Origin of the sequence: Bradyrhizobium sp. IC3195 (genome assembly GCF_020193585.1) — a bacterium.
GTDB lineage: Bacteria > Pseudomonadota > Alphaproteobacteria > Rhizobiales > Xanthobacteraceae > Bradyrhizobium > Bradyrhizobium yuanmingense.
This window is the reverse complement of the sequence record NZ_JADYVG010000031.1, coordinates 44,842-70,944: the sequence shown is the minus strand read 5'-3', so window position 1 is coordinate 70,944 and position 26,103 is coordinate 44,842. Positions and strand designations below refer to the sequence as shown.

Here is a 26,103-nt window from a genome sequence, read left to right as displayed (position 1 = left end):
GATGACGTCTTTGGCAACCCAGCGCTTCGACAAACTGTCGACAAACTTTGCGACAAGCGAGGTCCATTCGAGCAGTCATTCCATCAGGCGATTGCATGAATTGCTCGACCTGCCGGCCGGCGCGTCGGTTGTCGACATAGCCTGCGGCGCTGGCCATCTTGCTCTGTCGTTTGCAGGTCGCGCGAAACGCATCGTGGGAGTCGATGGTGCCCCGACCATGCTGGGGGCCTTCCAGAGACTTGCGAACGAGAAGGCAATCCAGGTCGAAACTGTGCTGGCCATGAGCGATTCTGTCTCGCTGCGATCCGGCGAATTCGACGTCGCGGTTTCCCGGCTTGCACCGCATCATTTTCCGAACCTGCAAGCGTCGGTGCGGGAGATGGCGAGGCTGGTTCGGCCGGGGGGCATGTCGCAGTTATCGACCTGCATGGCTACGACGATTCCGACCTTGACGAATTCAACCATCGGCTGGAAGTTTTGCACGATCCAACGCACGTCCGAAGCCACACGCCGCTGGCCTGGCGAGATACCCTGGCGGGCGCCGATCTGGAGATCCTGACCTTCGAGACGCATCTTCGAGAGAGTCCGAAAGGTGTCAGCATACAGCGCTGGTGCGAAATTGCAGCCTCTGGCCCTGAGGCGGAACAGGCTATCCGTGCGCAGCTTGCGTCGGCCCCCGCGGCGACGTTGAACGCCTTCGGGATTGATTTCGCGGTAGATCAAGCCGAATTCCTGATTCCGGTGAGGACGTTGCTTGCGGTTGCGCGCAAGCCGGCCGTTAATCACTGAGTGGGGACGGGGGCCTTTGTTGCGAAGCGCGTGTGTCACGGTTGGTGGGTGAGGTTCAGGTGCCTGTCCTTCATATCTATTCACCTCTCGATTCGCCGCCATCGGCGCTGCTCGAGAACCTCTGCTCGGGGATCCTCGGCATTCTTCACCTGCCGCCGGGGCATTGCTGGGCGATTTGGCACGAGGTGGCGCCCCACAATTTCCATCGCGACGGCTGGCATTACGGCGCCATGGACAACGGGCCGATCGTCACGATCTACTGCAAGCGAACATACAACAACGAGGAGATCTCGCGGATGTTGCTCTTCACGCGGATACGCTTGCGAGTGGCTTGTCGTGCGATGCGGGCTGCCGTCTACGCGACCGTGCAGCGCGTTCAACCGGGAGAGACCCTGGTGCGAGGCGGGATTTGGCAGGAAGTTGAGGGGGCACCGTGACCGAGCAGGATATATGCATCCGACCCGTGGCGACCGTCAGGTCGTCGCGTAAGACACCTGAAGATGATCATTGGGGGGCGGTGGAATCATACATCGACTTAGATCAACGCCAATTCGGTGCAAACGCGCTACTGGGGCTCTCGGAGTTTTCTCACGTTGGAGTAGTTTTCCTGATGCACAAGGTGCCACCGGATTCGGTAGAGAAGGGCGCGCGGCACCCGAGGGAGCGAGCGGATTGGCCCTTGGTGGGAATCTATGCCCAGCGCGGCAAGTCGCGGCCGAACCGGCTGGGTGTCTCACGTTGCGCGTTGCTCGGGGTTTGGGCCACACACTCCATGTGCGCGGGCTGGACGCAATCGATAGCAGCCCGGTCATCGATGTGAAACCCTACATGGAAGAATTTGGCCCGCGAGGAGCGATAGCGCAACCAGCTTGGTCCAACGAGGTCATGAAGGATTACTACAAGGAATGAAGGAAGGAGTGGCGAGTAGTTAGCCCGAGGTGATCAGGGGCAGCGTGAGAACGCCCGCCTTACGGAGGTCCTGAAACGGAAGCTCTATAAAATGGAGCTTCGGGCAATCCTCACCATGATGGTGCTGCCTCGGGATGAATTATCCGACCTGGCTCGTTTTCTGAGTAGGCGGTGCTTCTTCGATCATTCTGATTGCCTGTACGGCGAGACGACCAAGAGTAGGGTGTATCGACCAGGTACGAAGGACGGGAATGTCGCCGGCGTTGCCGAAGCGCCCGAGGATTTCAAGAGACTTCGCGACAACGTCTTCGGCGCGGAAGAATTCGAAGTAGCCAGATTGCGTGGTTGGGCTCGCAAGCGCGGCCCGATAGGATCGCCGCGATTTCGTTCGGAAAGAACTCGACGAAAATGCTACGGCAGGCTCGGTTCCGGGAAGATGCTTCGCACGTTCAGAAAACATGTGGTCCCTGTGGTAAAACTCTCCAACGAACGCCGCCGCAATCACCATGCCGAACGGCTGCTCAAAGCCTAGTTCCATAGACGACGTCAAACCGCGCAGCGACGCGCTGACGCCTACAAGCTGTCCTTCGGCGGTGGCGACAGCCCCCGGCAGGCGCACAGCCCTCGCTGGACGGCGGCGTCGACGGCGGCTATCAATGCCTCGAAGCTGGCCACCGGTTTGACTCGGATCGTAATGAGGCGCGTCGCCAGTGTAAATCTTCCCGGCCAGTTAGAATCTGAAAGCCTCAGCCCGGGCCAGGTCGGCACGCCATGCCGCGTAAAACCTGGTCGCAGTTGACCCCGTAAAGTCCGAGTAGCGCGTGTTCGGATATCAAGCAGTGCAATCACTAAGATCGTGCGACGAATGCCCACTTTCAGTCGGATAAGCCCAGTGGTGCGACCAGTAAGTCATTGATTGTTCTCACCCCGGGGCTGTCTCTTAATCAGCGGCCCGGTCCGAATCAGTTATGCAGCAAGCTTAGGAATCTCCTGTTCAATCAATCGCAACAATCGGGTGTTGCGCCTCCCCGCAACCAAGGAATCTTGCGATACGAGCGAATAGTCGGAACTTCATTCTATGCAGCCATTGAGATGCCGTTTGGTTGCCCTGCTGCGTGAGGAGGACATCTGGCCTCATCGATCTTCGCGCTCCCGAGCCACTGGACGAACGAAGGATCTCGCTCTACCGCTGCGCTATGAATAGCCAACTCCGAAATTCTTTGCTGTTGGCTCCTCAGGTGATCCCTTAGCAACCGATCGCGGGTAATGTACCCAGCATTTACGCCCGGAAGTGAGTGGTTCATCAAAAGATGGATGTCGAGTTCCGAAACACCCGCTGCTTGCGCGAGCGTGCGATAGCTCTGCCGCAGATCGTTACCCCATTTGGACAGCGCATTTCGCTCTTCCTTATGCTCCACGAGATGTCCTTGCTTACTGTCAGCTGGAAATAACCACGACCTCGCTTGCTCGGAATACACGATCCGGCCCCATCGGATCGCGCGGATGATGCATCTGATCATCGGCCGGGATAGTGGAATGTCAAATGCCTTCTCCTCTCCACCTTTGGGCTTCGGGATGCGGATCATCCTCTGTCGCAAATCGATGTGTTCCAACCGGATTTTCTTCAGGGCGGTTGGACGTGATCCACTCAAGAGCGTCAGAAGGTGAAATTCGCGCCTAACCGGGTTATCCATTGCGTAAAGCTCCTTGAGCCAACCGCTGATATCTTTGGAGCCCATCCCGGTATTGCGTCGATGCTCCTTATTCCAGTCGATCGCGGAAACCGGGTTCACGGCCGGCAGATCGGTATTGCTCTTCCGCGCGTGGTTGTACACAGCCCGCAGACTGCGCATTGACCCGTTCGCAATATAGGAACCGTTCTCCTTCGTTATTTTATCGTGACGTTCAACAACGAGGTGCGGTTGTCGCCCAAGCCGAGCGAGCGGATTGTCGAGCCAATCCTTGAACAGCCGCTCCATGTGATCTCGATAGCTTTCAATGGTTCCTGAGCTTCGACCCTTACGTTTCATGTGCGCATCCCGATAGCGCTCCCAAGCTTGCCGAAGCGTTATTGAGCCTGGCTTGATCTTCGGAGCCTCACCAGGGCGTTCGCCTTTCGCGATCGATCCAAGCGCCTCCTTGGCTTTGCCACGCGCTTGACGCGTGGTCATGTCACCAAAGTCGCCGAGTTTTACCTGCGCTGTGAATTCGCGTACGCCATCACGCCAGAACTCGCCTTGGGCCATAAACGTTTTCCGGCGCTTGCCGATAAGCACGAAAAAGCCCGGCAGTTCGCTATCGCGTACCTTGTATTGCGTCTCCCCCGCGCAAAGAAGAGCGATGCTCTTGTCGGTGAGAACCTGGCGCTGATCAGCCATAAATGCCTCCACCTTTTTTTAGTCTGGGTTTAGTCTGGGGAAGTCTCTGTTGAGAATTATCCGGGGGGACCACGCTGCGGTACGCTACAGCGCTAAATATTCGTATTAATCAATAGCTTGTAGAGGAGGCGAGAGTATGGCAACGTGTCTGTGAAAACGGGTGAAAAGTCCCGAATTCAGACTACGAATCTGAGGGTCGGACGTTCGAATCGTTCCGGGCGCGCCATTCTTTGCCGAAAGGTCAGGACAGGACAGCATCTGGTCGCCAGACCGGCCCGAGACCGGATGGCCATGCCGTGTGGGGAGCTGGATGAGGATATCGCAGGCGTTCAAGTTCGAGGCGGCGCATCGGCTGCCAAACGTGCCCGAGACTCACCGGTGCAGCCGGCTGCATGGTCATTCCTATCGGGTCGAGGTCCAGCTGGATGGGCCGGTCGACCCGCACACCGGCTTCGTCGCTGATTTCTTCGATATCGAGAAAAGCTTCGCCGGCATCATGGCGGCGCTGGACCACCAGTGTCTGAACGAGGTCGACGGCCTCGCGAACCCGACCGCCGAGAATATCGCGGTCTGGATCTGGGACCGCTTGAAGCCCAGCCTGCCGCAGCTGTGGGCGGTCCGCGTTTATGAAACGGCGGATTGCTGGGCCGAATATCAGGGGCGGTGACGACGGCCCGCTGACCCAGCGCCGGCCTCACCGTCGCCATATGGGAACCCGCAGGGAAACTCAGGATCAGCCGTACGAGCGGAGTGGTGCTGCTTGCGCGCCGCCGGACGGGTCTCATTGCTCACGCATATATGAGCTGTGTTGATAACCGCATGCGGGTTGGAAGGTTTAATTTCAAGCTGGCGTAGAATGTCCGCAATGCCAGTTGTGCTTGGCCCCTGTACAGGGAAACCGTTGATGGAACGCAAGCTCGCCGCGATCATGGCCGCCGACATCGTCAGCTACAGCCTGATGATGGCCGAAAACGAGGCCTCCACCTATAAAGAGCTGCGCACGGTCTTCGACAATCTGATCGAGCCCACAGTCGCGCAGCATGGTGGACGCATCTTCAAGAAGACCGGGGACGGGTTTCTGGCGATGTTTCCCAGCGTCAACGAAGCCGTTGATGCGGGCTCTGCCATCCAGCAAGGGTTCGACAACGCCCCGTTTGAGCTGCGCATAGGCATCAACCTCGGTGATGTCATCGAGGATAATGGCGATATGTACGGCGACGGCGTTAATGTCGCCACACGGCTCGAGACGATGGCCGATCCCGGTAGCATCTTTGTTAGCGGCGCTGTCGTCATGGCCGCAGACCGCAATCGCGGCGATGTGTTCGCGCGTGTGGGCCGTAGGCGCGCCAAAAACATTCCCGACCGTCTTAACGTCTACCGGGTCCGACGCGCGCAATCCTCGTGGTCTCGCTGGCGAAAAGTCCCGCGCGTTCTACGCGGTACCGCTGCGCGCTGGTCGTATGGCGTCGCCGCCGTAGCCCTTGTCCTCATCGGCACCCAAATCCAACCGCTTTCCCTGGCGGCGATGGTCAGCCGGCTCCCGGCCGCGCTATCTTTCGACCAGACCCGCGCCGACCCGCGCCCGTCAGTTGCGGTCATGCCCTTTGCGACCATGGGCGGGGACCAGTCGTACTTTGCAGACGGGCTGACCGAGGATGTGACCACGGCGCTCGCAAGGAATTCCGAGCTTCAGATCATCGCGCGCGACTCCACCTATGCCGTGCGCGGGCAAGACAGCGATATGCGCAAGCTCGGGGCAAAGCTGGGCGTTTCCTACGTGGTGGAAGGCAGCGCGCGCCGCGAGGGGGACCGGCTTCGCGTCTCGGCGCAGCTGATCGACGTGAAATCGGGCGCGCACCTTTGGTCGCGCAGCTTCGACAGGCAGGTTGCCGACGTCTTCACCGTACAAAGCGAGCTGACCACGGAAATCGTCGCCCAGCTCGCGCCGTATATCGGCCGAAGTGAAGCCATCGCTGCCGCGCAACGTCCGACCGACAACCTTCAGGCTTACGATCTTCTCCTGCGGGCCCGTCATCGATACCGGCATGGCGTCCAGGATGCGGAAGCACTTATGGAGGCACGCGGCCTCTATCAGCGCGCGCTGGAAATGGACCCGGCCTATGCCGCCGCCCGTGCGGGCTTGGCCCTCACTTACATCGCGGATGTGGCCAAGAGGTCGAGTGGTCGGGCGACAGCGCATGAGCTGGAACTAGGTCTTAGCGAAGCGCGCCAGGCTGTGCGCCTCGATCCCAATCTCTCGCTCGGCTATCAGGTGATCAGCTTCGGGCTGGCGGTGCAGGGCGATTATGCGGGCGGCTTGCAGGCCGCCAAGCGCGCCGTCGAACTGAATCCCAATGACCCGGATAGCATGATGGCATTGGCAAAAGCACAAGTCCGTTTCGGGGACTACGCGGACGCCGTTGCCAATGCCGAACGGGCACGTCGCCTCCATCCCATGGCACCGGAATATTACGCCTACGTGCACGGCCAGGCTCTTTACGCCGCTGATCGTCGCGATGAGTCGGCTACCGTGATCTCCGAATGCCTTGTAAGGGCGCCGCGCGATGCCAACTGCCTGCTCATCCAGGCTGCGCTGCAAGGGCGGCGCGGTGATATAGAAGCGGCGCAGCTGACGATGGCAAGCTTGGTAGGGGCCCAACCGACATTTTCGTTGGAGGCAGAGCGCTCTTATCGCCGGTTTGGCAACAAGCCGCTCATGGAGCAGTTCCTGAAGGACCTGACGGTGGCGAAGGCACCGGGGGCTGCGTAATAGGATTTTTGTTCAGTTTCATCTCGTCGGGCGCACCGTTTCGATAGTAAGTTCGTCCGATGCGCACGATCGATCATCTATTCTCCCGCTTCGTTTTATTCCTTGCCATCGCAGCCGCCCCGGTGCTTCCCGTGCGCGCGGCCGAAACCTGCCCGTTCATCAGCGCCCGGGAGCTCGCCCGGGCGATGCCGGCGCTGAAATGGTCGCTGATTTCGAACCAGGACGGCCGCGGCTGCATCTACCAGGCCGGGCGCGGCGACACGATGATGCTCTCCGTGTTCCGCAATCCCGACAAGGACCGCGCCAGGGAATTGTACGCGACCTTCGTCAAGATGCTTGGCGAACGCATGCCGCTGAGCGCAGTGTCCGGAATCGGCGACGAGGGCCAGGGTGGAACGAGCGCGGCGGGCGCGGAACGCCAGGAGGCCTCGGTCGTCGCCCTGTCCGGCGATTACATCCTGCAGATCAGCGTCTATCCGGTCGGCCGGCGTGCCGATGATGCGCTGCTCGCGCCGATCGCTGAGGCCGCGCGCGTTGCCGTCGGCAATGTGAGCAGGAGCAGCGAGCGGTTCGGCAATTGCGAGTGGCTCACGGCCGCGGATGCCGACGGCTTTCTCGACAACGGCACGCTGACGGTGCAGCGGACCGGGGCAGGCAGCTGCATGATGTTCGATCGTGAGGCCAACACCATGACCGTCGCGGTGATCACGACCTCGCGCGATACCGCCATCGGCATGATGAAGCGTGCAGGGCCATGCACGCACGTGGCGATCCCCGAGCTCGGCCGCGAAGCCTTCGGCGAGCATTCCTGCACCAAGGGCAACGGCAACGCCGTCCACATCCATGTCTGGAAGAACGGCCGCCAGGCTTCGATCCTGTTCGCCCCGGTCAAGCCGCATCCGCAGTCCGGCTCGGTCGAGCGCCTGAAGGCGGTTGCCGCGCGGGTGTATGGGAAACTGTGACGACGGTGGTCGGGGTCACACTTGCGTCGCGCAATTCTGGATTGCGTTTGCCGCGGGCGCAGCTATCGTCCCACACCGCACGGTCTGCTGGAAAGCCCTTGATGTCTAAGCGTCGCACATGGTCCGCAGCCAGTGACTTGATCTGTGTCGCTGCCGCGCTGCTGCTATCAGCCCTCACCGCCGATGCCCAGGAGGCACAGTGGTCTCCGTTGTGGGATGCCTTGACGAAGCGGTCCGACGCAAAGGTGGTCGATGGCGTCAATGACAAGGGCAAGGCGACGCGACGTATAGATCTCTCCTCGGGGGTGTCCTTCTTTTTGGAGCGCGATGGCGACCGGATCATGAGTACCGGGTTCGACAATAGCGGACGCGGAGCCGTGCAATGCAGTTGGGAGATTTATGTCGGGGTTCGAGCCTACACCGAAGCTTGCCAGCCGAGCGAAGATCAAGCCTTTGAAGCCGATCTGGACGATGCGATAGCTCGCATGAACGAGTTCATCGTTGAGAACAGCATCGTTCCCGTGACCAAATCGGAGCTTCAGGATGCCATTCGGCAACGTAAGCAGCACGTCGGGGACGTGGTGCGCGGGCAATCCGACGACGATCGCCGCAAGCTGTGCGAAGCCAACCCTATTCGTCCCATGAGCATTGCATTGCGGTCCGCTTCGCACGACTTGCGAGTTTCAACTTTGAACACGCTCTTGTCCGTCAAGCGACCACCGGTGAAGAATCCGTGCCTTTGAGCGTGCCGCTGCCGGCGTGATGCGGTTTCGCAAAACGATGCAAGACGACAGCAACCGCCGGGACCCTCGGAGGTCCCGGATGTCATCCGCCTAGACCGTCAGCCCGCAAGCCCGCCGGATCGCGATCTGAACCGGCGAAGGTGGCAGCGCCGGATCGAATTCGCGCTTCGGCAGCAGCGGAGGCTGTGCCATGAAGCGCGGCTCTTTCCCGCGGTGGGGTTGCGCGGCATGAACCAGGAACGGGTGGCACAGATAGGCGGTGCCTGGCTTGCCGGTCGCAAGTTCAACCTCGCGATCCCTTGTCGACGCCCAGTCGCCGGCAGCAAGTTGCCGGAGCGTTGCGCCCGCCTCGCCATGGGGCAGTAGCTCCCGCGCGATGGCCGCATGCGAGCCTTTCCGGATTCGCGTGGGCGCATCATCGTTTCCGACGTCCGAGAACAGGAAGAGCATCAGCAGCGCACGGCCGCTGCTCTTCACATTGGCACGCCATTCCATGAAGTCGGCATGGGCTGTGCCAAAGCTCATGTCCACATGCCAGCCATCGTCGCCTGGCGATTGCGATGACGGGAAGCGGATCGGAAAGGTTCCGAGGCCCCTGGGCGCAAGCCAGCGCCCTTCGCCGGCGAGCTGATCATAGGCCTTGTGCAGACGCGGCGTGTTCGCGGCTTCAATGAAGGGGGGCGTCGCTTTGGCGCCGACCCGGACAACGGGCTGGGTCCAATGTTCGGGCTCGTCCGGCGACAGGCCGATATCCGCCCACAGCTCGTCCCTGCATTGCTTGGCAAGGTCGGTGCTGAAGGCATTCTCGAGTTTGACGAAACCGTCGTCGATGAAGGTCTGGACCTGACGGGGCGTCAGGCCAACCTGTTCGGTCTTGGGCATTGCACATCTCTCCGTTCGGCTACCGCAGCGCGCGTAGCCGTTTGATCTGAGTGGCGCAGGAGCGCCGGAACGACGTTCGGCCGTTCAGATCAGCGGGAAGAATGTGGAGATGAACATCATGGCGGGAACGTATAGCGCGGCGGAGCGGGGAATCAAGACACGGACAAGCGGATGAGCGAGGCCTTCACCGCAGGCCCTGCTCGTCGATCAGGATGCGGTGGATCTCGATGCGCTCCGGCAGCTCGATCAGAAACTCCGCGTCGCGCGCGAGATGATGGACCTTGGTCGGCTCGCCCTTGGTGAAAGCCGTCATGGCTGCGATGTCCGCCCAATAGGAAATGGTGGTGAACCACGTCTCCTCGTCGCGGTCCTCGCGCAGTTGCTGCACACCGAGCGCGGTCTTTCGCAGCGGCGGGATGCCCTCGGCTTGCAGATAGGCCTGGTAGGCGTCGGCGAGGTCGCGGCGGGTACGGCCGCGCCAGACGCGGGCGATGGTCGGCTTGGTCGGCATGGCAGGATTCTCCTCGCTGCCGAACGCCGTGCGGCGCATCTCGTTCCAGCGTCGCCATGTCACGGCCGCCGGCAGCCGCGGCTGGAACCTGGCGCTTGGTCGGCACTGGCGATTCATCGGCCGGATCTTGACCGGCGCCGCGGCAGCATTTCCACATCATTGATCTGAAACAATGATGGTCTTCGCGACAAATGCTAGGGCCAGTCGCAGGTCACGTGCGAGGCTCCCCAGGCCGGTCAAGACAATCTCCGCGCGTGATGAAATCCGAGGGCTCAATGGGACGACTGCTGAATATCGTAACGCCGCTGCACACTGCGACCAAGCGCGACTACATGGGCCGCATGAACGACGACAAGATCGGCTGCTCGCTGAAGGCGCGGGAGTACGAGGCAGATTACTGGGACGGCGATCGCCGTTTCGGTTATGGCGGCTACCGCTTCATCGAGGGGCGCTGGGCCCCCGTCGCCAAGGCGCTGATCGAGACCTATGGCCTGAAGGACGGGTCGAGCGTGCTCGACGTCGGCTGCGGCAAGGGTTTTCTGCTGTACGAGATGCAGAAGATCCTGCCGGGTCTGAAGGTCACCGGCTTCGACATTTCCAAGCATGGTCTTGCCAATGCACACGAGCAGGTGAAGCCGTATCTGTTCAACTATCGCGCCCAGGACGTCTATCCCTATGGCGACGACAGCTTCGACCTCGTCATCTCGCTCGGCACCCTGCACAATCTCAGGCTCTACGAGCTCGAGGCCGCGCTCAAGGAGATCGAGCGGGTCGGCAAGAACAAATACGTCATGGTCGAGGGCTACCGGAACGTCACCGAGCTGCACAACCTCGAATGCTGGGCGCTAACGGCAGAATCCATCCTGCACACCTCGGAATGGATCTGGCTCTACGGCAAGCTCGGCTACACCGGCGACTACGAATTCATCTATTTCGAGTGACCGGGCGCGCGATCCATGGACATCAAGACCGCGAAGGCCGCGATACTCGTCGAATCCGGCAAGCCGCTGATCGTCGACGAGTTCAATCTGCCCGACAGGCTCGAGCATGGTCAGGTGCTCGCCCATGTGCACACGTCGAGCATTTGCGGCGCACAGATCAACGAGATCGACGCCGTCAAGGGCGTCGACAAGTTCCTGCCGCACCTGTTGGGGCACGAGGCGCTGGCGACCATCGTCGAAACCGGACCCGGCGTCGTCTCCTGCAAGCAGGGCGATACCGTCGTCATGCATTGGCGGCCGGGGAAGGGCATCCAGTCCAACACGCCGGTCTATTCCTGGCGCGGCAAGCGCCTCAATGCGGGCTGGGTCACCACCTTCAACGAATATGCCGTGGTGTCGGAAAATCGCGTCACGCCCGTTCCTGATACGATCGACCGCACCAGTGCGCCGCTGCTCGGCTGCGCGGTGACGACCGCGCTCGGCGTCGTCAACAACGATGCGCAGATCGCCATCGGCGAAGCCGTCGTCGTATTCGGTGTCGGCGGCGTCGGATTGAACATCGTGCAATTCGCCGCGATGGTCGGCGCATGGCCGGTCATTGCGATCGATCGCCTCGACAACAAGCTGGCCATGGCGAAGGATTTCGGCGCCACCCACATCGTCAATTCCGAGACCGTGAAGGATGTGGCCGCCGAGGTCCGGTCCGTCACGGGGGCCGACGGCCCCGACAAGGTCGTCGAGACCACCGGCGTCAAGAACCTGATCGAGCTCGCCTACGAGATCACGGCTAAGAAAGGCCGCTGCATCCTGGTCGGCGTGCCCCGCGAGAAGGCCGAGATCTATACCCTGCCGTTGCACTTCGAGAAGGTGCTGAAGGGCTCGGAAGGCGGGCAATGCCAGCCCGCGCGCGATATCCCGCGCCTGGTGCGACTCAGCGACGCCGGCAAGGTGAGCTACCGCGGCATCGTCACCCACGAGTTCGCGCTCGACGACATCAACGACGCCCTGGATCTGATGCGCAGCGGCACATCGGGACGGATTCTCCTGAACATCAGCTGAGCGCTGCGCTCGCCGCACACGCGCAGGTCACTAATCGATCTCCGCCTTGGTCTTCAGTCCGGGCAATACGGTGCGGACGTGCTCGGCCAGCGTCGTCGCCAGCAGCGAGGGCCTCGCCTCCGAGAATTCGAGCGCGATGCCGATGGTCGGAAGCAGGGGCAGTCCGGCCGAGACGACGTGTAGATCGAACGGGACGGCGGTTCGTGTCAGGACGCTGATCGCATGACCGGACCGCGCGATCGCGATCAGGCCGGCGAGGCTGTTGCTCGCGTAGGCGACCCTGTAGCGCCGATTGACCGCGTCCATCGCGGCGCAGGCGGCGCGGTAGTCCAGGCTCATCGGCGCCGCCAGCGCCAGCGGCAGCACATCCTGCGTCAGTATTTTCGGTTCGGCCTCGTTCGCGACCCAGACGAAGCGCTCCTCTCGGATCACCTCGCGCGCTCCGGCATCGGACAGCGAGACCAGCGCCATGTCGATCTGGCGCCGCGCCAGCATCGGGCGCAGCTCGGAGGTCGGTGCGCAGACCATGCGCAGCTCGACATTGGGATGCAGCGCGCAGAACCCCTTCAGCAGCGCCGGCAGGAAAGCGATCGAATAGTCCTCCGGGCAGCCGAGGCTCAGCGTCCCCTCGAGACTCTCGCCGCTCATGTCGGCGAGAATCTCGTCGTGCTGCGCCAGCAGCGTCTCGGCGTGGGCGAGCAGTTTCTCGCCGGCCGCGGTCAGCCTCATGCCGGATCCGCTGCGGTGAAACAGCGGCTGCGTGATCGTCTGTTCCAGCCGTTGCATCTGCATGCTGAGCGCGGACTGTGTCCGGCCAATCTGCAAGGCCGCCAGGCTGATCGAGCCGGTGCGGGCCACGACGACGAAATTCCTCAGAAGGTTGAGATCCAGCATCGACATCAAGAAGATTGATATCCAGATTGAATTATATCAATTAGCCTGAAGTCAAATTCTTGACTAGAGGTCGGACGTCCCCCAAGCGAGAGGTGGCTGTCATGACCTTGAATGCCGATCCCGATTTCTGGGCGTCCGCCAACACGCATCTGACCCGCTATGGGCCGAGTTTCGAACCCGTCATCATCGAGCGTGCGGCCGGCAGTTTCGTCTACGACGCCGACGGACGCGCCATCCTCGACTTCACCTCGGGTCAGATGAGCGCCGTGCTGGGGCACACGCATCCCGACATCGTTGCTACGGTCGCACGGCAAATGGATGCGGTCGCTCATCTCTTCAGCGGCATGCTCTCGCGTCCGGTGGTGACGTTGGCCGAGCGTCTCGCTGCGCTTGCGCCCGGTCTCGACCGCGTGCAGCTGCTGACGACAGGCGCGGAAGCCAATGAAGCGGCGATCCGGATGGCCAAGCTCGTCACCGGCCGGCACGAAATCGTCGCCTTCGCGCAAAGCTGGCACGGCATGACCGGCGCGGCGGCGTCGGCGACCTACAGCGCGGGCCGGCGCGGTTATGGGCCGGCCGCGGTCGGATCGTTCGTCATTCCCGCGCCGAACGCCTATCGGCCGCGCTTCAGGAACGTCGACGGCAGCAACGACTGGCAGACCGAGCTCGACGATGCGTTCGCACTGATCGACAGCCAGTCGACCGGTAGTCTGGCGGCCTTCATCGCCGAGCCGATCCTCTCCAGCGGCGGCATTCTGGAACTGCCGCTCGGCTATCTCGCGGCCTTGAAGCAAAAATGCGAGCAGCGCGGCATGCTGCTGATCCTCGACGAAGCTCAGACCGGAATCGGCCGCACCGGGCACATGTTTGCCTTCGAGCGTGACGGCGTGGTGCCTGATATTCTCACGCTGTCGAAGACGCTCGGCGCCGGTCTGCCGCTCGCCGCGGTCATGACGACAAAGGCCATCGAGCAGACCGCGTTCGAGCGCGGCTTCCTGTTCTACACCACGCATGTCTCCGATCCCTTGCCCGCCGCGATCGGCGTCACGGTGCTCGACGTTGTCGCGCGCGACGGGTTGGTGGCGCAGGCAACCGCCAGGGGCAACAGGCTCCGGGATGGATTGCTGTCGCTGCAGCAAAAGTTCGAATGCGTCGGTGACGTCAGGGGCCGCGGGCTTCTGCTTGGTCTTGAAATCGTCGTCGACCGGCAGTCCAAGACGCCGGGGTTTGAACTCGGCGCGCGGATCATGGAGGAGACCATGCGTCGCGGTCTCAGCATGAACATCGTCAAGTTGCCCAGCATGGGCGGCGTATTCCGCATCGCGCCGCCGCTCACGGTGTCCGAGGCCGAAATCGATCGCGGTCTCGAGATCATGTCGGAGGCGATCCAGGCTGCTGCGACGACGCACTGATCGGGGAAGGCCTTTTCCGGATGCAACTCGCCAGGACATATGGGCGTCCGACGCTGTTCTCCCGGCACGGCATGGTCGCCGCCGCGCATCCGCTCGCGGCACAGGCCGGTGCACGAATCCTGATGCAGGGCGGCAATGCGTTCGATGCGGCCGTCGCCACGGCGGCCGCCCTCAACGTGGTCGAGCCGTTCATGTCGGGGCTTGCCGGGTTTGGACTGGCCACGATCTGGGTGGCGATCGAGCAGCGCATTCGCGTGCTCGACTTCGCTCCGCCGGTGCCCGCAAGCTTCCCGGTCGGCAGATACACCAGCAGATTCGAGCTCGAGCGCGGTGCGCAGGCGGCCTCGACGCCCGGCAATCTCGCGGGCTGGTGCGAGCTGCTCTCGCGCTATGGACGCAAATCGCTTCCAGACGTCTTTGCGCCGGCGATCACGCTGGCGCAGGGCGGCTTTGCGCTCTCGGACTTCGGTGTTGATGAGATCAACGAGCAGGTGCCGCTGCTCGAACCCTGGCCGGAGCTGCACGCCGCACTGGTCAGGAACTATCTCCCGGATGGAATGCCGGTGAAGCTCGGCAGCATCGTCGCGCAGCCTGATCTTGCGCAGACTCTTGCCGAGATCTCCGACTTGGGGCCCGAGCATCTGTATGGCGGCAAGCTCGGCCGGCGGATCGTGGACTATCTCGCCACGCTCGGCGGCAGCCTGACGCTGGACGATGTCATCGCCGTCAAGCCGCATTGGTTCGATCCCCTGACCGTGTCCTATCGGGGGCTCGAGCTTCACGTCCCGGCGCAGCAATGCGGCGGCTTCCAGTTCGCCCTGACCCTCAAGATCCTTGAAGGCTTTGACCTCGGGCGTCTGCCGAAGGACGGCGCCGATCATCTCGACACGGTCTATCGCGCGATCCGTCTCGCCGCCGGCGAGCGCATCGCCCATGGCAATCTGGGACCGGATCAAGCCGCTGGAGCAATGTCCGAGGCGACGATCGCGCGGCTTCGCCAGCGTGTGAGCGACGGCCGCCCGATCACGGGCCCGACAGAGCAATGGATGCCGCAGGATCGTGCCGATCCCGGCCACACCACCTCGTTCTCAATCGCCGACACCGAAGGCAATCTGGTCTGCATGACGCAAAGTCTCGGCAGCCCGTTCGGCAGCGGCGTCGTGGTGCCGGGGACTGGCGTTTGCCTCAACAATCATCTGCATTGGGCCGACGTGCAGCCGGGAAGCCCGAACCTCGCCAAGCCGGGCGATGCGTTGCCGGTGACGCTGGCACCGTCGATTGCGACGCGCGGTAGCCGCCCGGTGCTCGCGCTGGGGACGCCCGGCAGCTACGGCATCCCGCAAACCCAGGCCCAGGCTTATGTGCAGCACCTCGAGTTCGGCCTTCCGCTGCAGCAGGCGATCGAGGCGCCGCGTTCACGGCTGTGGGACGGCCGCTTCATTCAGGCGGAGAACCGCATCGCGCCGGAGACCATCGCCGAACTGAAGCGCCGCGGCCACGAGATCGAGATCTTGGACACCGAATGGACCATGCTCTGCGGCGGCATGCAGGCCGTCGCGCTCGATCCGGTAACCGGCGTGATGACGGGTGCCGCCGATCCGAGGCGGGACGGGTATGTCATCGCCTTGTGAGCGGTCTGCACATCGAGGCGAGCGCAGGCAGGCGCCGCCGATGTGCGCCGCGCCTGAATGGCTGGCCGCGTCGCGTTAACGAATCGTTCACCGCCCAAGACCATCCCAGCCCGGCCCAGCCGTAACCGCCGGTTAACCATGGATATTTACGGTGTAGCAAGCCTCAGAGCTATGACTGTCAGTTGATTTCGAGTCCAACCCATGGCGTTCGGTAGCCGCGCATCTCCGCGAAGCATCGCCCCGACGGAGCAAGCGGCTTCGTGGGAAGCGCCGCGCGCTGCGAAGGCGAAGCCTGACGGCGCCTCGCCGGGACTGACCAAGGGATCGCTGACCGTCTCCGGGACGCTGTCCTTTCTGCGCGAGAACGGCCGGCGCATCCTGACGCTGACGCTGGCGCTGTTCGCCCTCGGCGTCGTCGCCCTGATGGTGCTTCCGGTCCGCTATGCCGCGACGGCCTTGGTCGTGCTCGATCCGCGCGAGCTGCGCGTGACCTCGGAGCAGGACGTGCTGCCCGGCATCGGCCAGGATGCCGCGGCGCTGCAGAGCCAGATCGAGATCGCCAAATCCGACGGCTTCCTCCGCCCCCTGATCGAGCAGCTCAAGATCGCGGACGACGACGACATCGCGGGCGGTTATACCGACATGACGCGCCTGCTCGAAAGATTCCGCAACCGCCTCGAGATCACCCGGCGCGGGCTGACCTACGTCATCGCGATTTCCTTCACCTCCAACCGGCCGGATCGCGCCGCCTACTACGCCAATGCCATCGCCGAGGCCTTCGTCGCCAGCCAGGGCCGCGTCCGCACCGAGGCGACGGACGAGGCGGCCGGCTGGCTCCAGGACCGGCTGAAAACGCTGAGCGAGCGCCTGCGCGCATCGGAAGACGCCGTCGCCGCCTTCCGGCTCGAGCACAACATCGTCAATGCCGGCAAGGAATCCACCACGCAGCAATTGCGGGTGACCGACCTGACCCAGCAGGTCTCCGCCGCCCGCGCCCGCACCGAGGAGGCCAAGGCGCGCTACGAGCAGGTGCAGCGCGACGTCAAGGCCAATGTCGAAGGGCCGGTGAAGCAGGATCTCCTCAGCATGCTGCGCGCGCAGCGCTCGGCGCTGAACGACCAGATCGCGCAGAAGAAGGCGGTTTATGGCGACCGCCATCCCGACCTTGCGATCTCCTACAGCCAGCTGGCGGACATCAACCGGCAGATCGAGATCGAGCGGAAGAAGAACATCGATACGGCCAAGTCCGAATATGAGGCTCAGCTGGAGCAGCAGAACGCGCTGGAAAAGCAGCTCAAGGCGGTCGAGACCAAGATGCTGCGCGACGGCCAGGCGCTGGTGAAGCTGCAGGAGCTGCAGCGCGACGCCGATGCCAACCGCAACATCTACGAGCAGTTCCTGTCGCGGTTCAAGACCACCAATGAGCAGCGTCAGCTGCAGGCGTCCCAGACCAAGATCGCATCCGTTGCCATTCCGCCGTTGCGCTCGACGCGTCCGCCGCTCGCCTTGCTGCTCGCGGCGCTGGCGATCGGCTCGCTGCTGACGTCGACCGCCGCCGTTGCGGTGACGACCAGCCTGTCCGCCGACAAGCCCGAATCCGTTGAGGCGCCTGTCTCACGTGAAGCGGAGGAGACGCCCAACCGGCAAGTTTCCCCTCCTGCCGCCGCCGCGCGCCCAGCCGAGGCGATGCCCCGCCTTCCTGTCTGGGCTCGCATCCCCGAGCTGGCGCCAGGAGGCGGGATCAACACGGTCTGGCAAAGACCGGTCAGCGCGTCGGCCGAGCTCGATCTCGGCCCCCACTTACGGCCGCTGCTCGAACGCATCGACCGCGTGCCGGTGCGCGGCTGCAAGGTCGCGCTGGTCTTGTCGGTCGGTAAGAGCGCCGGCGGCAACACGGTGGCGCGCTCCCTCAATCGCGCCGCCGTCAACCGCGGCATGATGAGCGTGCTGATCCGGCTCCAGCCGGAATTTGCAGGCTCCCAGCCGCCGGTGACCGAATGGCAGGACGGCTCGACCACGGCGGGACTTCAGTCGATCGACGAGTTGCTGAGTGCCGGCCGCAAGCCCGATGCTCGGCCCGAGGACGATATCCGCTCGGAGTTCGACCTGATCGTCGTCCACGCCGGTAATCTCGCCTTGCAGCCCGACGCCATTGCGCTCGCCGCGCATGCCGACCTGATCGTCCTGGTGGCGCGCGCCGGCGAGCTCGACTCGTCCGCGATGCGCAGGGTGACCGCGGCGCTGGCGAGATACGCGGCGGTGCCGACCGGCCTCGTCGTCAATCACGTGCCCGCCGATTCGATGGCGCCTCAGCCCGACGGTGGCGCTTTGGGCCTTGCGGTGTGACGATGACAGTCTTGCGCCGCCGTCTGCTGGCTGCGGCGATGCTGTTGTCGATCGCGGTCGGCCGTCCGGTATTCGCCGAGGATTGCGTGCCACTGCCGTCGACGGTTTCGCCCGGGCGGCTGGCCGCCCTCTCGCGCGGCTTCAACGCCGACGGTTGGATCAACGGTGCGCCACCGAGCCGCGCGCTGCTGCAGCAGCTGCGCAAGGCGGGCATGAGCCATGTCCGCCTGCCGGTGCCGGCGGAACGCGTGATGCCGCGCTTTGCCGCAAAGGACGAGCGCCAGGCGACGCTGCGCGTGCTCGACAGCGCGCTGAAGCAGCTGACCTCGCTCGGCTATTCCAGCTCCGTCGACCTTCATCCGGGCGAGCGCTTCAATCGCCTGCACAAGGATGATCCGGATGCGGCGATGGGCGAGATGCAGGAGGCCTGGCGCGCGCTTGCAGGGGTCATTCGATCCTATCCTGCCGATCTAGTCTTCGCCGAGCTGCTCAACGAGCCCGATATCGAAGCGGACAGATGGCAAAGAGAGGTCGAGGCGCTCGCCGCCTTCGTTCGCCGGTTGCTGCCCGCAACCACCCTCATCGTCGGCCCTGTCAACTGGCAGCGCGCGGACTCGCTGCCGCGGTTTCGCCCCCTGGCGGACCCTGACGTCATCTACGCCATCCATTTCTACGATCCGATGGTGTTCACCCACCAGGGCCACTGGGACGCGCGCGATCCGCTGCACGACATCATGGATCTGCCTTATCCGATCAATGCCGGCGATCCCAAGGTTCAGGCGCTTCGGCAGGATTTGCAGGCTAGGGCCGCTGTCAAGGCGCTCGCCATGCTCGATACCGCGATTGCCGCCACCAAGGAGAAGCCGGGAGCCGATCGCTGGCTCGCGGCCGCGCTCGCATGGCAGCAGCAATTTTCGCGGCCGATCGTCGTCAATGAGTTCGGCGTGTTGAAAGCCGGCGCCCCCCGGCAGAGCCGGTTGCGCTGGCTGGCGGAGGTCACTGCCTATGCTCGCGCGCATTGCTGGGGCTGGGCGCATTGGGAACTGGAGCAAGGCTTTGGCCTCGTCGATGCCGCAACCGGCAAGCCCGATCCCGACGTGATGCGGGCGCTGCTCGGCGCGCCCGGCCGGCCTGAACGGGCTCCCGCTGTGCGCCGCGATCGTTAACGGATCCTTACCCCTCGCGCGGCTATCGTGTCCGGCGCGATGGCAAAGGACGATTGATGAGCGCCGGGTACTCACCGCAAGGCCAGAGCGTGCAGGCCGCGCCGCCACCTCCGGCCTGGCGCGAGTTGACCGCGACCTTCTGCATCGCCATCGCGGCGATCGGCTCTGCGCCGGTTCTGCACCTCGCCAATCCCGCGCTGGCCATCACCATCGAGGTCCTGATCGGCATCGCCATCGTCGTTGCGGTCCCGACGTCGGCGCCGGCCGTCGCGATCTTCGTCCTGTTTTTCCAGAACCTGTTTGTCTCCGTGCTGTCGCCGCTGGTGCCGCTGCCCTCCGATCTCGACTTCATCAAGGGCTACAATTTCCTGCTCTGCTCCGTGATGTGGCTGGCGACGTTCGGGCTTTACGTGCTCGGCCGGAGGAGTCAGTCGAGGGAAATCAATCAGATCATGCGCTGGGGCGTCGTCACCCTCGCCGTCGTCTCGCTCTATTTCGCGATCGGCTTCGTCCAGGACGGGCAGCCGGCGGCGGTCTATTTGCGCAACATCGTTCTGCCGCTGTTTCTGTTTCAGCTGTCGCTCCTGACCGCGGCAACCTTTGAGGTGCGCATCACGCCGTTCCTGGTCGCGCTCGCGGTCATCCTCATGCTGTGCGGCTATGTCGAGCTCGTCTTGCGCGATGTCTGGCTGGCCGTCACCAACGGCCATACGTTCTGGGGCTTCGACGAGCTCAAGGCGACCCATTCCGGCGTCTGGGAAACCCAGATGCGGCAGACCGGCAACGTGCCCGTCACACTCAAGGATCGTTTCAGCTTCGATTTCCTGAACACGCCCTTGCTCGAAGGCTTCGGCCTGTCGAAGATGCTGCGCGTTCACGGCCCGAACATGCACCCGATCAGCTTCGCCTACGGGATCGGCTTTCTCGCCCTGTTCCTGTTCTCGGTCGGACGCCCGCTGCTCGCCCTGGCAGCCCTGCCGCTGCTGGTCTTCTGCAGCGTGAAGGGAGCGCTCATCACCGTCATCTTCGTGGCTGCGGGCTGGATCGGGACCCGCCTCATCGGTGCCGTAGCGACATTGTTGCTGGGGTTCGCCGGCATGATCGCCTTTGCGATCCTGGCGATCCGCATCGGCCTGCAGATCGGCGACTATCACGTCATCGGCCTGATGGGCGGCCTCGACGGATTCGTGCAGAGACCTTACGGCCGGGGCCTCGGCATCGGCGGCAATTTGTCGGACAGCTATTTTTCGATCGATTGGAGCGCTGCGCAGGCGGCCGGCACGATCGACGGCGCGGTCGAAAGCGCGATCGGCGTCCTCTTGTACCAGATGGGCATCGCGGCCTTCGTGCCGCTGGCCTTCTATTTCGCGATGGCGCTCAAGGCCTGGCGCCTCTACGCGTCGTCGGGATATCTGACGCAGGGTCTCGCCGGCTTCGGCGTGCTCGTCGTTCTGCTCAACGGATTATTTCAGGAAGAGGCCCTGTTCGCGCCGCTCGCGCTGGGCCTGATGCTCTCGCTCGCCGGTCTCGTCATCGGCAGCCATGCGAGGGTGCAGAGCGTTGCAAACGAGCATGCCGAGCCCGCTCGGCTCACCGGCTACCAGCCGGCTGCGTGAGCTGCCGACCTGCCGACGGTCCCAGTACTCGGGACCGTGCCCATCCAGGAACTTCCGGTTTTTCCCGGCGTTGAACACGACCCGCACAAGCGGCCGACGCACGCGATGAAGAATTTTTCCAACGCCGAATTTTCTCCCGAGGTGATCGAGATCATGACGACCGCGCTGGAAGCTGCGGTTGCGACCCTGCCGGATCCCGTGCATTCCTCGCATGTCAACGCGCTCGCCGAATCCATCCTGCGCACCGCCGGCGCTGGCGAGCGGGACGTCTCCAACCTGCAAAGGATGGCCTTGATGGAGCTGCAACTGGCGCCGCGCAAATGACGGGGCGGACATGAAGACATTGCTTGCCGCAATCATCGCGCTCTGTGCGACATCCTCGATCGCCTCGGCAAGCGGCTGGAGGACTTACCGCATCCCGGAATCCGGAACGACGGTCGACATTCCCGCCTCGATCTTCGCCGAGCCGGCTGGCAAGCCAGACGGATATGGGCAGCAGTTTCGCAGCTCCGACGGCAGTGCAGATCTCACCGTTCAGGCCGTCGAGAACCGGCAAGGTCTGTCGCCGGCCGAATTCCTCGCCAGCAAGAATCCGCCGACGGGGATCATCTACAAACGGATCAGCTCGAACTTCTTCGTGGTCTCGAGCATCAAGCGCGACAAGATCTGGTACAACCGCTGCAATTTCGCGCGCGGCTACGTGCACTGCGTTCTGATCAACTACCCGGCCGCCCAGAAGCGGCGATGGGATGCCGTCGTCACCCGGATCAGCCACAGCCTGCGTGGTGGCTGAGCCGGCTCGCAAGACGGAAAGTCGCAAACGGAAAAGCTGCCCGGGCCAAGCCGGGCAGCAGGTGGTGAGGAATAGAGCCGCGCGATGCTAGCGGACCGTCGTCGTCGTCCTCGACATTGTCGGCTTCGAGCCCGGCACATGCGACATCGTCTTGGTGGTCGAGCCGACCTGCTCGCCGGCCTTGACCTTGGTGCGGGTGTGCGAGCGGCTGAACGTGCCGCCATCATGGGCTTGCGCGCGGGCGTTGGAGTTCAGTACCGGACCGTTGCCCTTGTTCATGCTGACGCCGGTCTTGGTCTTGCCGTCGACGGTAGCGGCGCTTCCGCCGGCCGCGATCGAAGAGCCGGTGCGGCCCGTCGCCGAGGTGGACGTTCCGCCGGTGCCGACGGTGGAGGCGGAGGTGCCGCCCGCTGCAGCCGAGCCGCCGCTGCCACCGGTGATGCTGGTCTGCGCCAGCAATGGTGAAGTGGCGGCAAGCAGAAGCGCGACCGCCGAGGTCGTAACGAGTGTTCTCATGTTTTCAATCCTTTCTATGCCTTAAGGCGACGAGGTCGAGATCGTGCAGCCGTTGACGGTGATGGTGCTGGCGCTGGTGGAGCCGGGCCCACCCGCCGTCGACGAGGAGCTCGAGACGTGGCCGCCGCCCGCTTGCACATTGACCGACGATCCGCCGGCAGAGCTCGAGCTCGACAGCGAACCGCTCGATGCGGTCGAGCCCGTCGTGCCCGAACCCGATGCGCCCGCGGCCGTGATGCTGCCGTCCGCATGCTTCACCACCGTCACCTTGCACGTCTCGCCCGACGCCGTCTTGCCGGTCTTTTCCATAGTAGCCGCCTGAGCTGCGCTAAAGGTCAGTGCCAACGCTGCGATCGCAATGATTGATCTGTTCATGCGAGTTCTCCTCCAACAAAGACGAAGGAGCGGCATCGCTGCCGCTCCTGGTCAAGGCACTAGTTCTTGTCCTTCTTCCACTCGTCCTTGTTATGGCCCTTGCCCTTTTCGAGGCCCATGTCGCTGGCGTGGCTACCGGACTTGCCGTCGCCCATGCCGGGCGATTTCGACGAACCGGACTGGCCAACTGTCGAGCCGCCCGCAGCCGAGCCGCCAGTGCCGACGCTGGATGAGCTCTTGCCATCGCCCGCCGATGAACCACCGGTGCCGAGCGTCGAGGCCGAGCCGCTGCCCGAGCCACTGCCGGCCGCCGATCCGCCGGTGCCGACGGTCGAAGAGCTGGTGCCGCCGCCGGCCGAAGAGCCGCCGGTGCCGAGCGTCGAAGCAGAGCCTGACCCGCTGCCGCCAGCCGAAGAGCCACCGGTGCCCACCGTCGAAGAGCTGGTGCCGCCGCCGGCCGATGAACCGCCGGTGCCGACCGTCGAGCTCGATTGCGCAACGGCGAGCGCCGTGCCGGCCAGCAGCGCGGCCGCAGCCGCAGAGAGCTTCAGGATCCTCATGTGCATTTCCTCCAGGTTTCCAAAAATCAAATCGCCAATCAGGCCCGGGATAAATTGGCAATCGCGGAAACGTTCCTTGTGTCGGACACGTTGACGCTTCGATTCAGCCTGAGACAGTTCCGCGACGCGAAGCGCACAGCTTTTATTCATTCAGCGTTCATCTGGTGCTGCGGCCATGGAGTCGCGTTCGCTACGATCGCCGGCTCTCAGAATGCTCCGGCCGTCACCTGACGCGTGGAGAGGCGAGAGGAAGCCGCGCGGCCATTCCGATTCGAATGCAGACCGGCTGCGCGCGCCGTGTCGCGCCGAGATGCCGCGACGTCCGGCGTTCGCGTTTCAAGCATCGTCAATGCGCCGCTCGTACCGCGATCAGGCGCGTCGGCGGCGAGCAGGGGAGTGGAGACGGTGGCGGCGATCCGAGTGGATGTGTCGAAGATGATTTTTTCAGGCAGCGCCCGTGCGGAGTGGATGCGAATGGTGGCCCGAGCGGCCTCCGGGCCGGCAGCACGCTCCGCGGGCTGCGGCAGAGAGCGATCCAGCAACAAGAGCAGCGCCACCGCGAAAATGCTTGCAAATACGACGTATCGAACGATCGGCATCAGGCGCTACCGCAAACGAGCTATCGAAAGAATGCACGGGCGGGTCGCCTCGACGACCCGCCGTGCGGCGGTTTAGTCAATCTCCTGGACGACCATGCGGCTGCCGGGATCGACCAACATCACGCGGTTGCCCGAGTAGACGTAGCGGTACTTGGTGAGCGAGGGACCCCAGTCACTCGGCACGGCTGCGAGCTCGACGTCGCTCGGCACGGGCGAACCGACGACGATCTTTTCGCGCGTTTCGACCGGACGGATCTTGCGCTCGGTGACGTAGGACCGGATCTTGGTGCGGTACTCCGGTTCGATCTGCACGGCCGCGCCGTGCCCGGCTCCGGTCGTGGTGGTGACGGTGGTTTGTGCCATCGCGCCCGTCGACACGAGCAGAGCGGCGGCCGAAATCAACATGAGCTTCTTCATTGCGTTCTCCCTCGCCGCTGCATGCGGCGCTGCAATGAACTCGCCATCAGCTGCGCCGTTCCGGCAAAACCCGGAACGTTTGCCGTTTTTTCCCGTTCTCTCACCGGGAGCACTCAACTGGAGGAGAGGAAAATGCCTGTGTTGATTCTTTGGGCGGTGCCCGCGCTCATCGTCCTGGGCGGCGGCATCTATCTCATCGGCTACCTGCAATGAATGTGAAGGTTCCGGTTTCCGGACAAAGGAAGAAACCGGACCCCACATCCGCTCGCGCGCGTCGAGGCCGGTGCTCCGGCCGCGCCGTCGCCATCGGCTTCCGATCATCACATTGTCACGCTCCGGTCATCTCCGCTGCATCGTCCGTTGCTCTTGTCCCGCGCGCCAGAGCCTGCCTCGTCCGGTGACGTCGGAACGGAGCTCTGGATCGTCGTTTGGCACTTTCGCGATGCGATTCCGACGCCGCTTCGCTCGCAAACGCTCTGGGGAGAGCTGACATGCAACTAATCAGGACGATTTCAGCGGACCGCCGCGCGATGCTCAAGGGCCTCGCGGCAGCAGCCGTGGCGCCGCTTGCGGGCCCGGCCTTTGCCGCCGAGGGACTTCCGCCGCAGCCGACCGGCTCAGTGGCTGCCATCGCCACCGACAAGTCCTATTGGGCGGCCGTGAAAGGGCTCTATGCCGTGACGCCGGACATCGTCAATTTCGAGAACGGCTATTGGGGCATCATGGCCGAGCCCGTGCGGCGCGAGTTCATCCGCCAGTCCGACATGGTCAATTATCAGAACACCTATTACGCGCGGCTGCGTGCGGGTGCGGATTTCGAGGCGGTGCGCACCAAGGTGGCGGAGGCGGTCGGCGCGCTTCCAGCTGAGATCGCGCTCACCCGCGGCGCCACCGAAGCGCTCCAGCTCCTCATCGGCGGCTACAACAGGCTGAAGCCGGGCGACGGCGTGCTCTATGCCGATCTCGACTATGATTCGATGCAATATGCGATGAACGCGCTGAAGGCGCGCCGCGGCGTCAACGTGGTCAAGTTCGACGTGCCGGAGCCCGCCACCCGCCAGGCGGTGCTCGACGCCTATGCCCGCGCCATCGAGGCGAACCCGAAGACGAGGCTTCTGCTCCTGACCCATGTCAGCCACCGCACCGGCTTCGTCATGCCGGTCGCCGAGATCGCCCGCATGGCCAAGGCCAAGGGCATCGACACCATCGTCGATGCCGCCCATTCCTGGGGGCAGCTCGACTTCCGGGTGAGCGAGCTCGAGGCCGATTTCGTCGGCTTCAATCTGCACAAATGGATCGGCGCGCCGCTCGGCGTCGGCTTCCTCTACATCAGGAAGGATCGCCTCGCGGCCATCGACCGCAACATGTGCGACGAGGATTTTCCGGAAAGCGATATCCGCTCGCGGGTGCATACCGGCACGGTCAATTTCGCCACGATGCTGACGGTGCCCACGGCGATGGCGCTGCATCAAGAGATCGGCGCGGCGGCGAAGCAAGCGCGCCTGCGCCACTTGCGCGATTATTGGGTGAGCCGCGTCCGCGGCTTCAAGGACATCGAGATCCTGACGCCGGATGAGGCCGGCTCATATGGCGCGATCACGTCGTTCCGCCTCGCCGGCAAGACCGGCAAGACCGACAACGAGGCCATCGTTGCGAAGCTTCGGGACAGCTACCGGATCATGACGGTGCGCCGCGCCGGCGTCGCCAAAGGCCAGTGCATCCGCGTGACTCCGGCGCTCTTCACCGACGAGGCCGATCTCGACCGCCTCGTCGAGGCGCTGGCCGTCATCACGGGGACGAAGACGGGGTGAGCGTCGCGGAAGCGGCGTCGTCG

26 protein-coding genes and 1 tRNA gene are annotated in these 26,103 nt (G+C 63.6%); 17 read left to right on the top strand and 10 right to left on the bottom strand.

Features of this window, described 5'->3' with window-relative positions:
- The first annotated feature begins 1 nt into the window (after nt 1).
- Nucleotides 2-559, top strand: coding sequence for a class I SAM-dependent methyltransferase (locus I6F09_RS34690; RefSeq protein WP_081493689.1), 558 nt, complete (start codon nt 2-4; stop codon nt 557-559).
- Between the two features lie 274 nt (nt 560-833).
- The gene (locus I6F09_RS34685) at nt 834-1,226 is read left to right on the top strand and encodes a hypothetical protein (protein WP_225140633.1); all 393 of its coding nucleotides are present in this window, start codon (nt 834-836) and stop codon (nt 1,224-1,226) included.
- Nucleotides 1,227-1,837: 611 nt separating this feature from the next.
- On the opposite strand, the gene I6F09_RS34675 is transcribed toward I6F09_RS34685, so the two are convergent.
- Together I6F09_RS34675 and I6F09_RS34670 are read right to left on the bottom strand one after the other, a co-directional pair.
- The gene (locus I6F09_RS34675; protein ID WP_225140631.1) at nt 1,838-2,317 is read right to left on the bottom strand and encodes a hypothetical protein; all 480 of its coding nucleotides are present in this window, start codon (nt 2,315-2,317) and stop codon (nt 1,838-1,840) included.
- Between the two features lie 457 nt (nt 2,318-2,774).
- Nucleotides 2,775-4,076 (bottom strand): integrase family protein, encoded by a 1,302-nt coding sequence (locus I6F09_RS34670; RefSeq protein ID WP_225140629.1) that lies wholly within the window; start codon nt 4,074-4,076, stop codon nt 2,775-2,777.
- Between the two features lie 144 nt (nt 4,077-4,220).
- Here I6F09_RS34670 and I6F09_RS34665 point away from each other — a divergent pair.
- From I6F09_RS34665 to I6F09_RS34645, 5 genes are all read left to right on the top strand, one after another.
- A tRNA-OTHER gene (locus I6F09_RS34665) sits at nt 4,221-4,302 on the top strand.
- Nucleotides 4,303-4,386: 84 nt separating this feature from the next.
- Entirely contained in the window at nt 4,387-4,743 is a 357-nt protein-coding gene (gene queD / locus I6F09_RS34660) for a 6-carboxytetrahydropterin synthase QueD (protein ID WP_109145451.1), read from the top strand.
- A gap of 237 nt (nt 4,744-4,980) precedes the next feature.
- Nucleotides 4,981-6,846, top strand: coding sequence for a tetratricopeptide repeat protein (locus tag I6F09_RS34655; RefSeq protein ID WP_225140599.1), 1,866 nt, complete (start codon nt 4,981-4,983; stop codon nt 6,844-6,846).
- A gap of 59 nt (nt 6,847-6,905) precedes the next feature.
- Complete coding sequence (locus tag I6F09_RS34650) at nt 6,906-7,808, top strand: hypothetical protein (protein WP_225190024.1); 903 nt, start codon at nt 6,906-6,908, stop codon at nt 7,806-7,808.
- Between the two features lie 101 nt (nt 7,809-7,909).
- The gene (locus tag I6F09_RS34645; RefSeq protein WP_225147269.1) at nt 7,910-8,551 is read left to right on the top strand and encodes a hypothetical protein; all 642 of its coding nucleotides are present in this window, start codon (nt 7,910-7,912) and stop codon (nt 8,549-8,551) included.
- A 90-nt stretch (nt 8,552-8,641) separates the two neighbouring features.
- On the opposite strand, the gene I6F09_RS34640 is transcribed toward I6F09_RS34645, so the two are convergent.
- The gene (locus I6F09_RS34640; RefSeq protein ID WP_225147270.1) at nt 8,642-9,433 is read right to left on the bottom strand and encodes a phytanoyl-CoA dioxygenase family protein; all 792 of its coding nucleotides are present in this window, start codon (nt 9,431-9,433) and stop codon (nt 8,642-8,644) included.
- Between the two features lie 184 nt (nt 9,434-9,617).
- The gene (locus tag I6F09_RS34635) at nt 9,618-9,944 is read right to left on the bottom strand and encodes a hypothetical protein (protein ID WP_036014049.1); all 327 of its coding nucleotides are present in this window, start codon (nt 9,942-9,944) and stop codon (nt 9,618-9,620) included.
- 275 nt (nt 9,945-10,219) lie between these two features.
- Here I6F09_RS34635 and I6F09_RS34630 point away from each other — a divergent pair, with 275 nt between their 5' ends.
- Both I6F09_RS34630 and I6F09_RS34625 read left to right on the top strand, forming a co-directional pair.
- Entirely contained in the window at nt 10,220-10,885 is a 666-nt protein-coding gene (locus tag I6F09_RS34630) for a class I SAM-dependent methyltransferase (RefSeq protein ID WP_036014038.1), read from the top strand.
- A 15-nt stretch (nt 10,886-10,900) separates the two neighbouring features.
- Nucleotides 10,901-11,944 carry a zinc-binding dehydrogenase gene (locus I6F09_RS34625; RefSeq protein ID WP_036026523.1) on the top strand — a complete coding sequence of 348 codons (1,044 nt, stop codon included), beginning with the start codon at nt 10,901-10,903 and terminating at the stop codon, nt 11,942-11,944.
- Between the two features lie 30 nt (nt 11,945-11,974).
- On the opposite strand, the gene I6F09_RS34620 is transcribed toward I6F09_RS34625, so the two are convergent.
- Nucleotides 11,975-12,838 (bottom strand): LysR family transcriptional regulator, encoded by an 864-nt coding sequence (locus tag I6F09_RS34620; RefSeq protein ID WP_225134047.1) that lies wholly within the window; start codon nt 12,836-12,838, stop codon nt 11,975-11,977.
- 101 nt (nt 12,839-12,939) lie between these two features.
- Between I6F09_RS34620 and I6F09_RS34615 the strand changes: the two genes are divergently transcribed.
- From I6F09_RS34615 to I6F09_RS34585, 7 genes are all read left to right on the top strand, one after another.
- Entirely contained in the window at nt 12,940-14,250 is a 1,311-nt protein-coding gene (locus I6F09_RS34615) for an aspartate aminotransferase family protein (protein ID WP_225152017.1), read from the top strand.
- 20 nt (nt 14,251-14,270) lie between these two features.
- Nucleotides 14,271-15,881 (top strand): gamma-glutamyltransferase, encoded by a 1,611-nt coding sequence (locus I6F09_RS34610; RefSeq protein WP_225140593.1) that lies wholly within the window; start codon nt 14,271-14,273, stop codon nt 15,879-15,881.
- A 201-nt stretch (nt 15,882-16,082) separates the two neighbouring features.
- Nucleotides 16,083-18,227 carry a GumC family protein gene (locus tag I6F09_RS34605; RefSeq protein WP_225140592.1) on the top strand — a complete coding sequence of 715 codons (2,145 nt, stop codon included), beginning with the start codon at nt 16,083-16,085 and terminating at the stop codon, nt 18,225-18,227.
- A gap of 2 nt (nt 18,228-18,229) precedes the next feature.
- On the top strand, nt 18,230-19,393 hold the full coding sequence (locus tag I6F09_RS34600; protein ID WP_225190023.1) for a cellulase family glycosylhydrolase: 1,164 nt from the start codon (nt 18,230-18,232) through the stop codon (nt 19,391-19,393).
- A 56-nt stretch (nt 19,394-19,449) separates the two neighbouring features.
- The gene (locus tag I6F09_RS34595; protein ID WP_225190022.1) at nt 19,450-21,009 is read left to right on the top strand and encodes a hypothetical protein; all 1,560 of its coding nucleotides are present in this window, start codon (nt 19,450-19,452) and stop codon (nt 21,007-21,009) included.
- Nucleotides 21,010-21,114: 105 nt separating this feature from the next.
- A complete protein-coding gene (locus I6F09_RS34590; RefSeq protein ID WP_036026528.1) occupies nt 21,115-21,333 on the top strand; it encodes a hypothetical protein in 219 nt (72 codons plus the stop codon).
- A gap of 10 nt (nt 21,334-21,343) precedes the next feature.
- Nucleotides 21,344-21,802, top strand: a complete 459-nt coding sequence (locus I6F09_RS34585; protein WP_225190021.1) for a hypothetical protein — start codon at nt 21,344-21,346, stop codon at nt 21,800-21,802.
- A gap of 87 nt (nt 21,803-21,889) precedes the next feature.
- Here the strand turns inward: I6F09_RS34585 and I6F09_RS34580 are convergent, their stop codons facing one another.
- The 5 genes from I6F09_RS34580 to I6F09_RS34560 all read right to left on the bottom strand — a co-directional run bounded on the left by I6F09_RS34580 (nt 21,890) and on the right by I6F09_RS34560 (nt 24,269).
- Nucleotides 21,890-22,318, bottom strand: a complete 429-nt coding sequence (locus I6F09_RS34580; protein ID WP_225190020.1) for a hypothetical protein — start codon at nt 22,316-22,318, stop codon at nt 21,890-21,892.
- 21 nt (nt 22,319-22,339) lie between these two features.
- Nucleotides 22,340-22,693: a hypothetical protein gene (locus I6F09_RS34575; protein ID WP_074448055.1), complete on the bottom strand. Its 354-nt coding sequence runs from the start codon at nt 22,691-22,693 to the stop codon at nt 22,340-22,342.
- Nucleotides 22,694-22,752: 59 nt separating this feature from the next.
- A complete protein-coding gene (locus tag I6F09_RS34570; RefSeq protein WP_057027814.1) occupies nt 22,753-23,253 on the bottom strand; it encodes a hypothetical protein in 501 nt (166 codons plus the stop codon).
- Between the two features lie 206 nt (nt 23,254-23,459).
- A complete protein-coding gene (locus I6F09_RS34565) occupies nt 23,460-23,852 on the bottom strand; it encodes a hypothetical protein (protein WP_051057172.1) in 393 nt (130 codons plus the stop codon).
- Between the two features lie 72 nt (nt 23,853-23,924).
- On the bottom strand, nt 23,925-24,269 hold the full coding sequence (locus I6F09_RS34560; RefSeq protein WP_036026829.1) for a DUF1236 domain-containing protein: 345 nt from the start codon (nt 24,267-24,269) through the stop codon (nt 23,925-23,927).
- A gap of 491 nt (nt 24,270-24,760) precedes the next feature.
- Here I6F09_RS34560 and I6F09_RS34555 point away from each other — a divergent pair, with 491 nt between their 5' ends.
- Nucleotides 24,761-26,080 (top strand): aminotransferase class V-fold PLP-dependent enzyme, encoded by a 1,320-nt coding sequence (locus I6F09_RS34555; protein WP_225190019.1) that lies wholly within the window; start codon nt 24,761-24,763, stop codon nt 26,078-26,080.
- Nucleotides 26,081-26,103 lie beyond the last annotated feature (23 nt).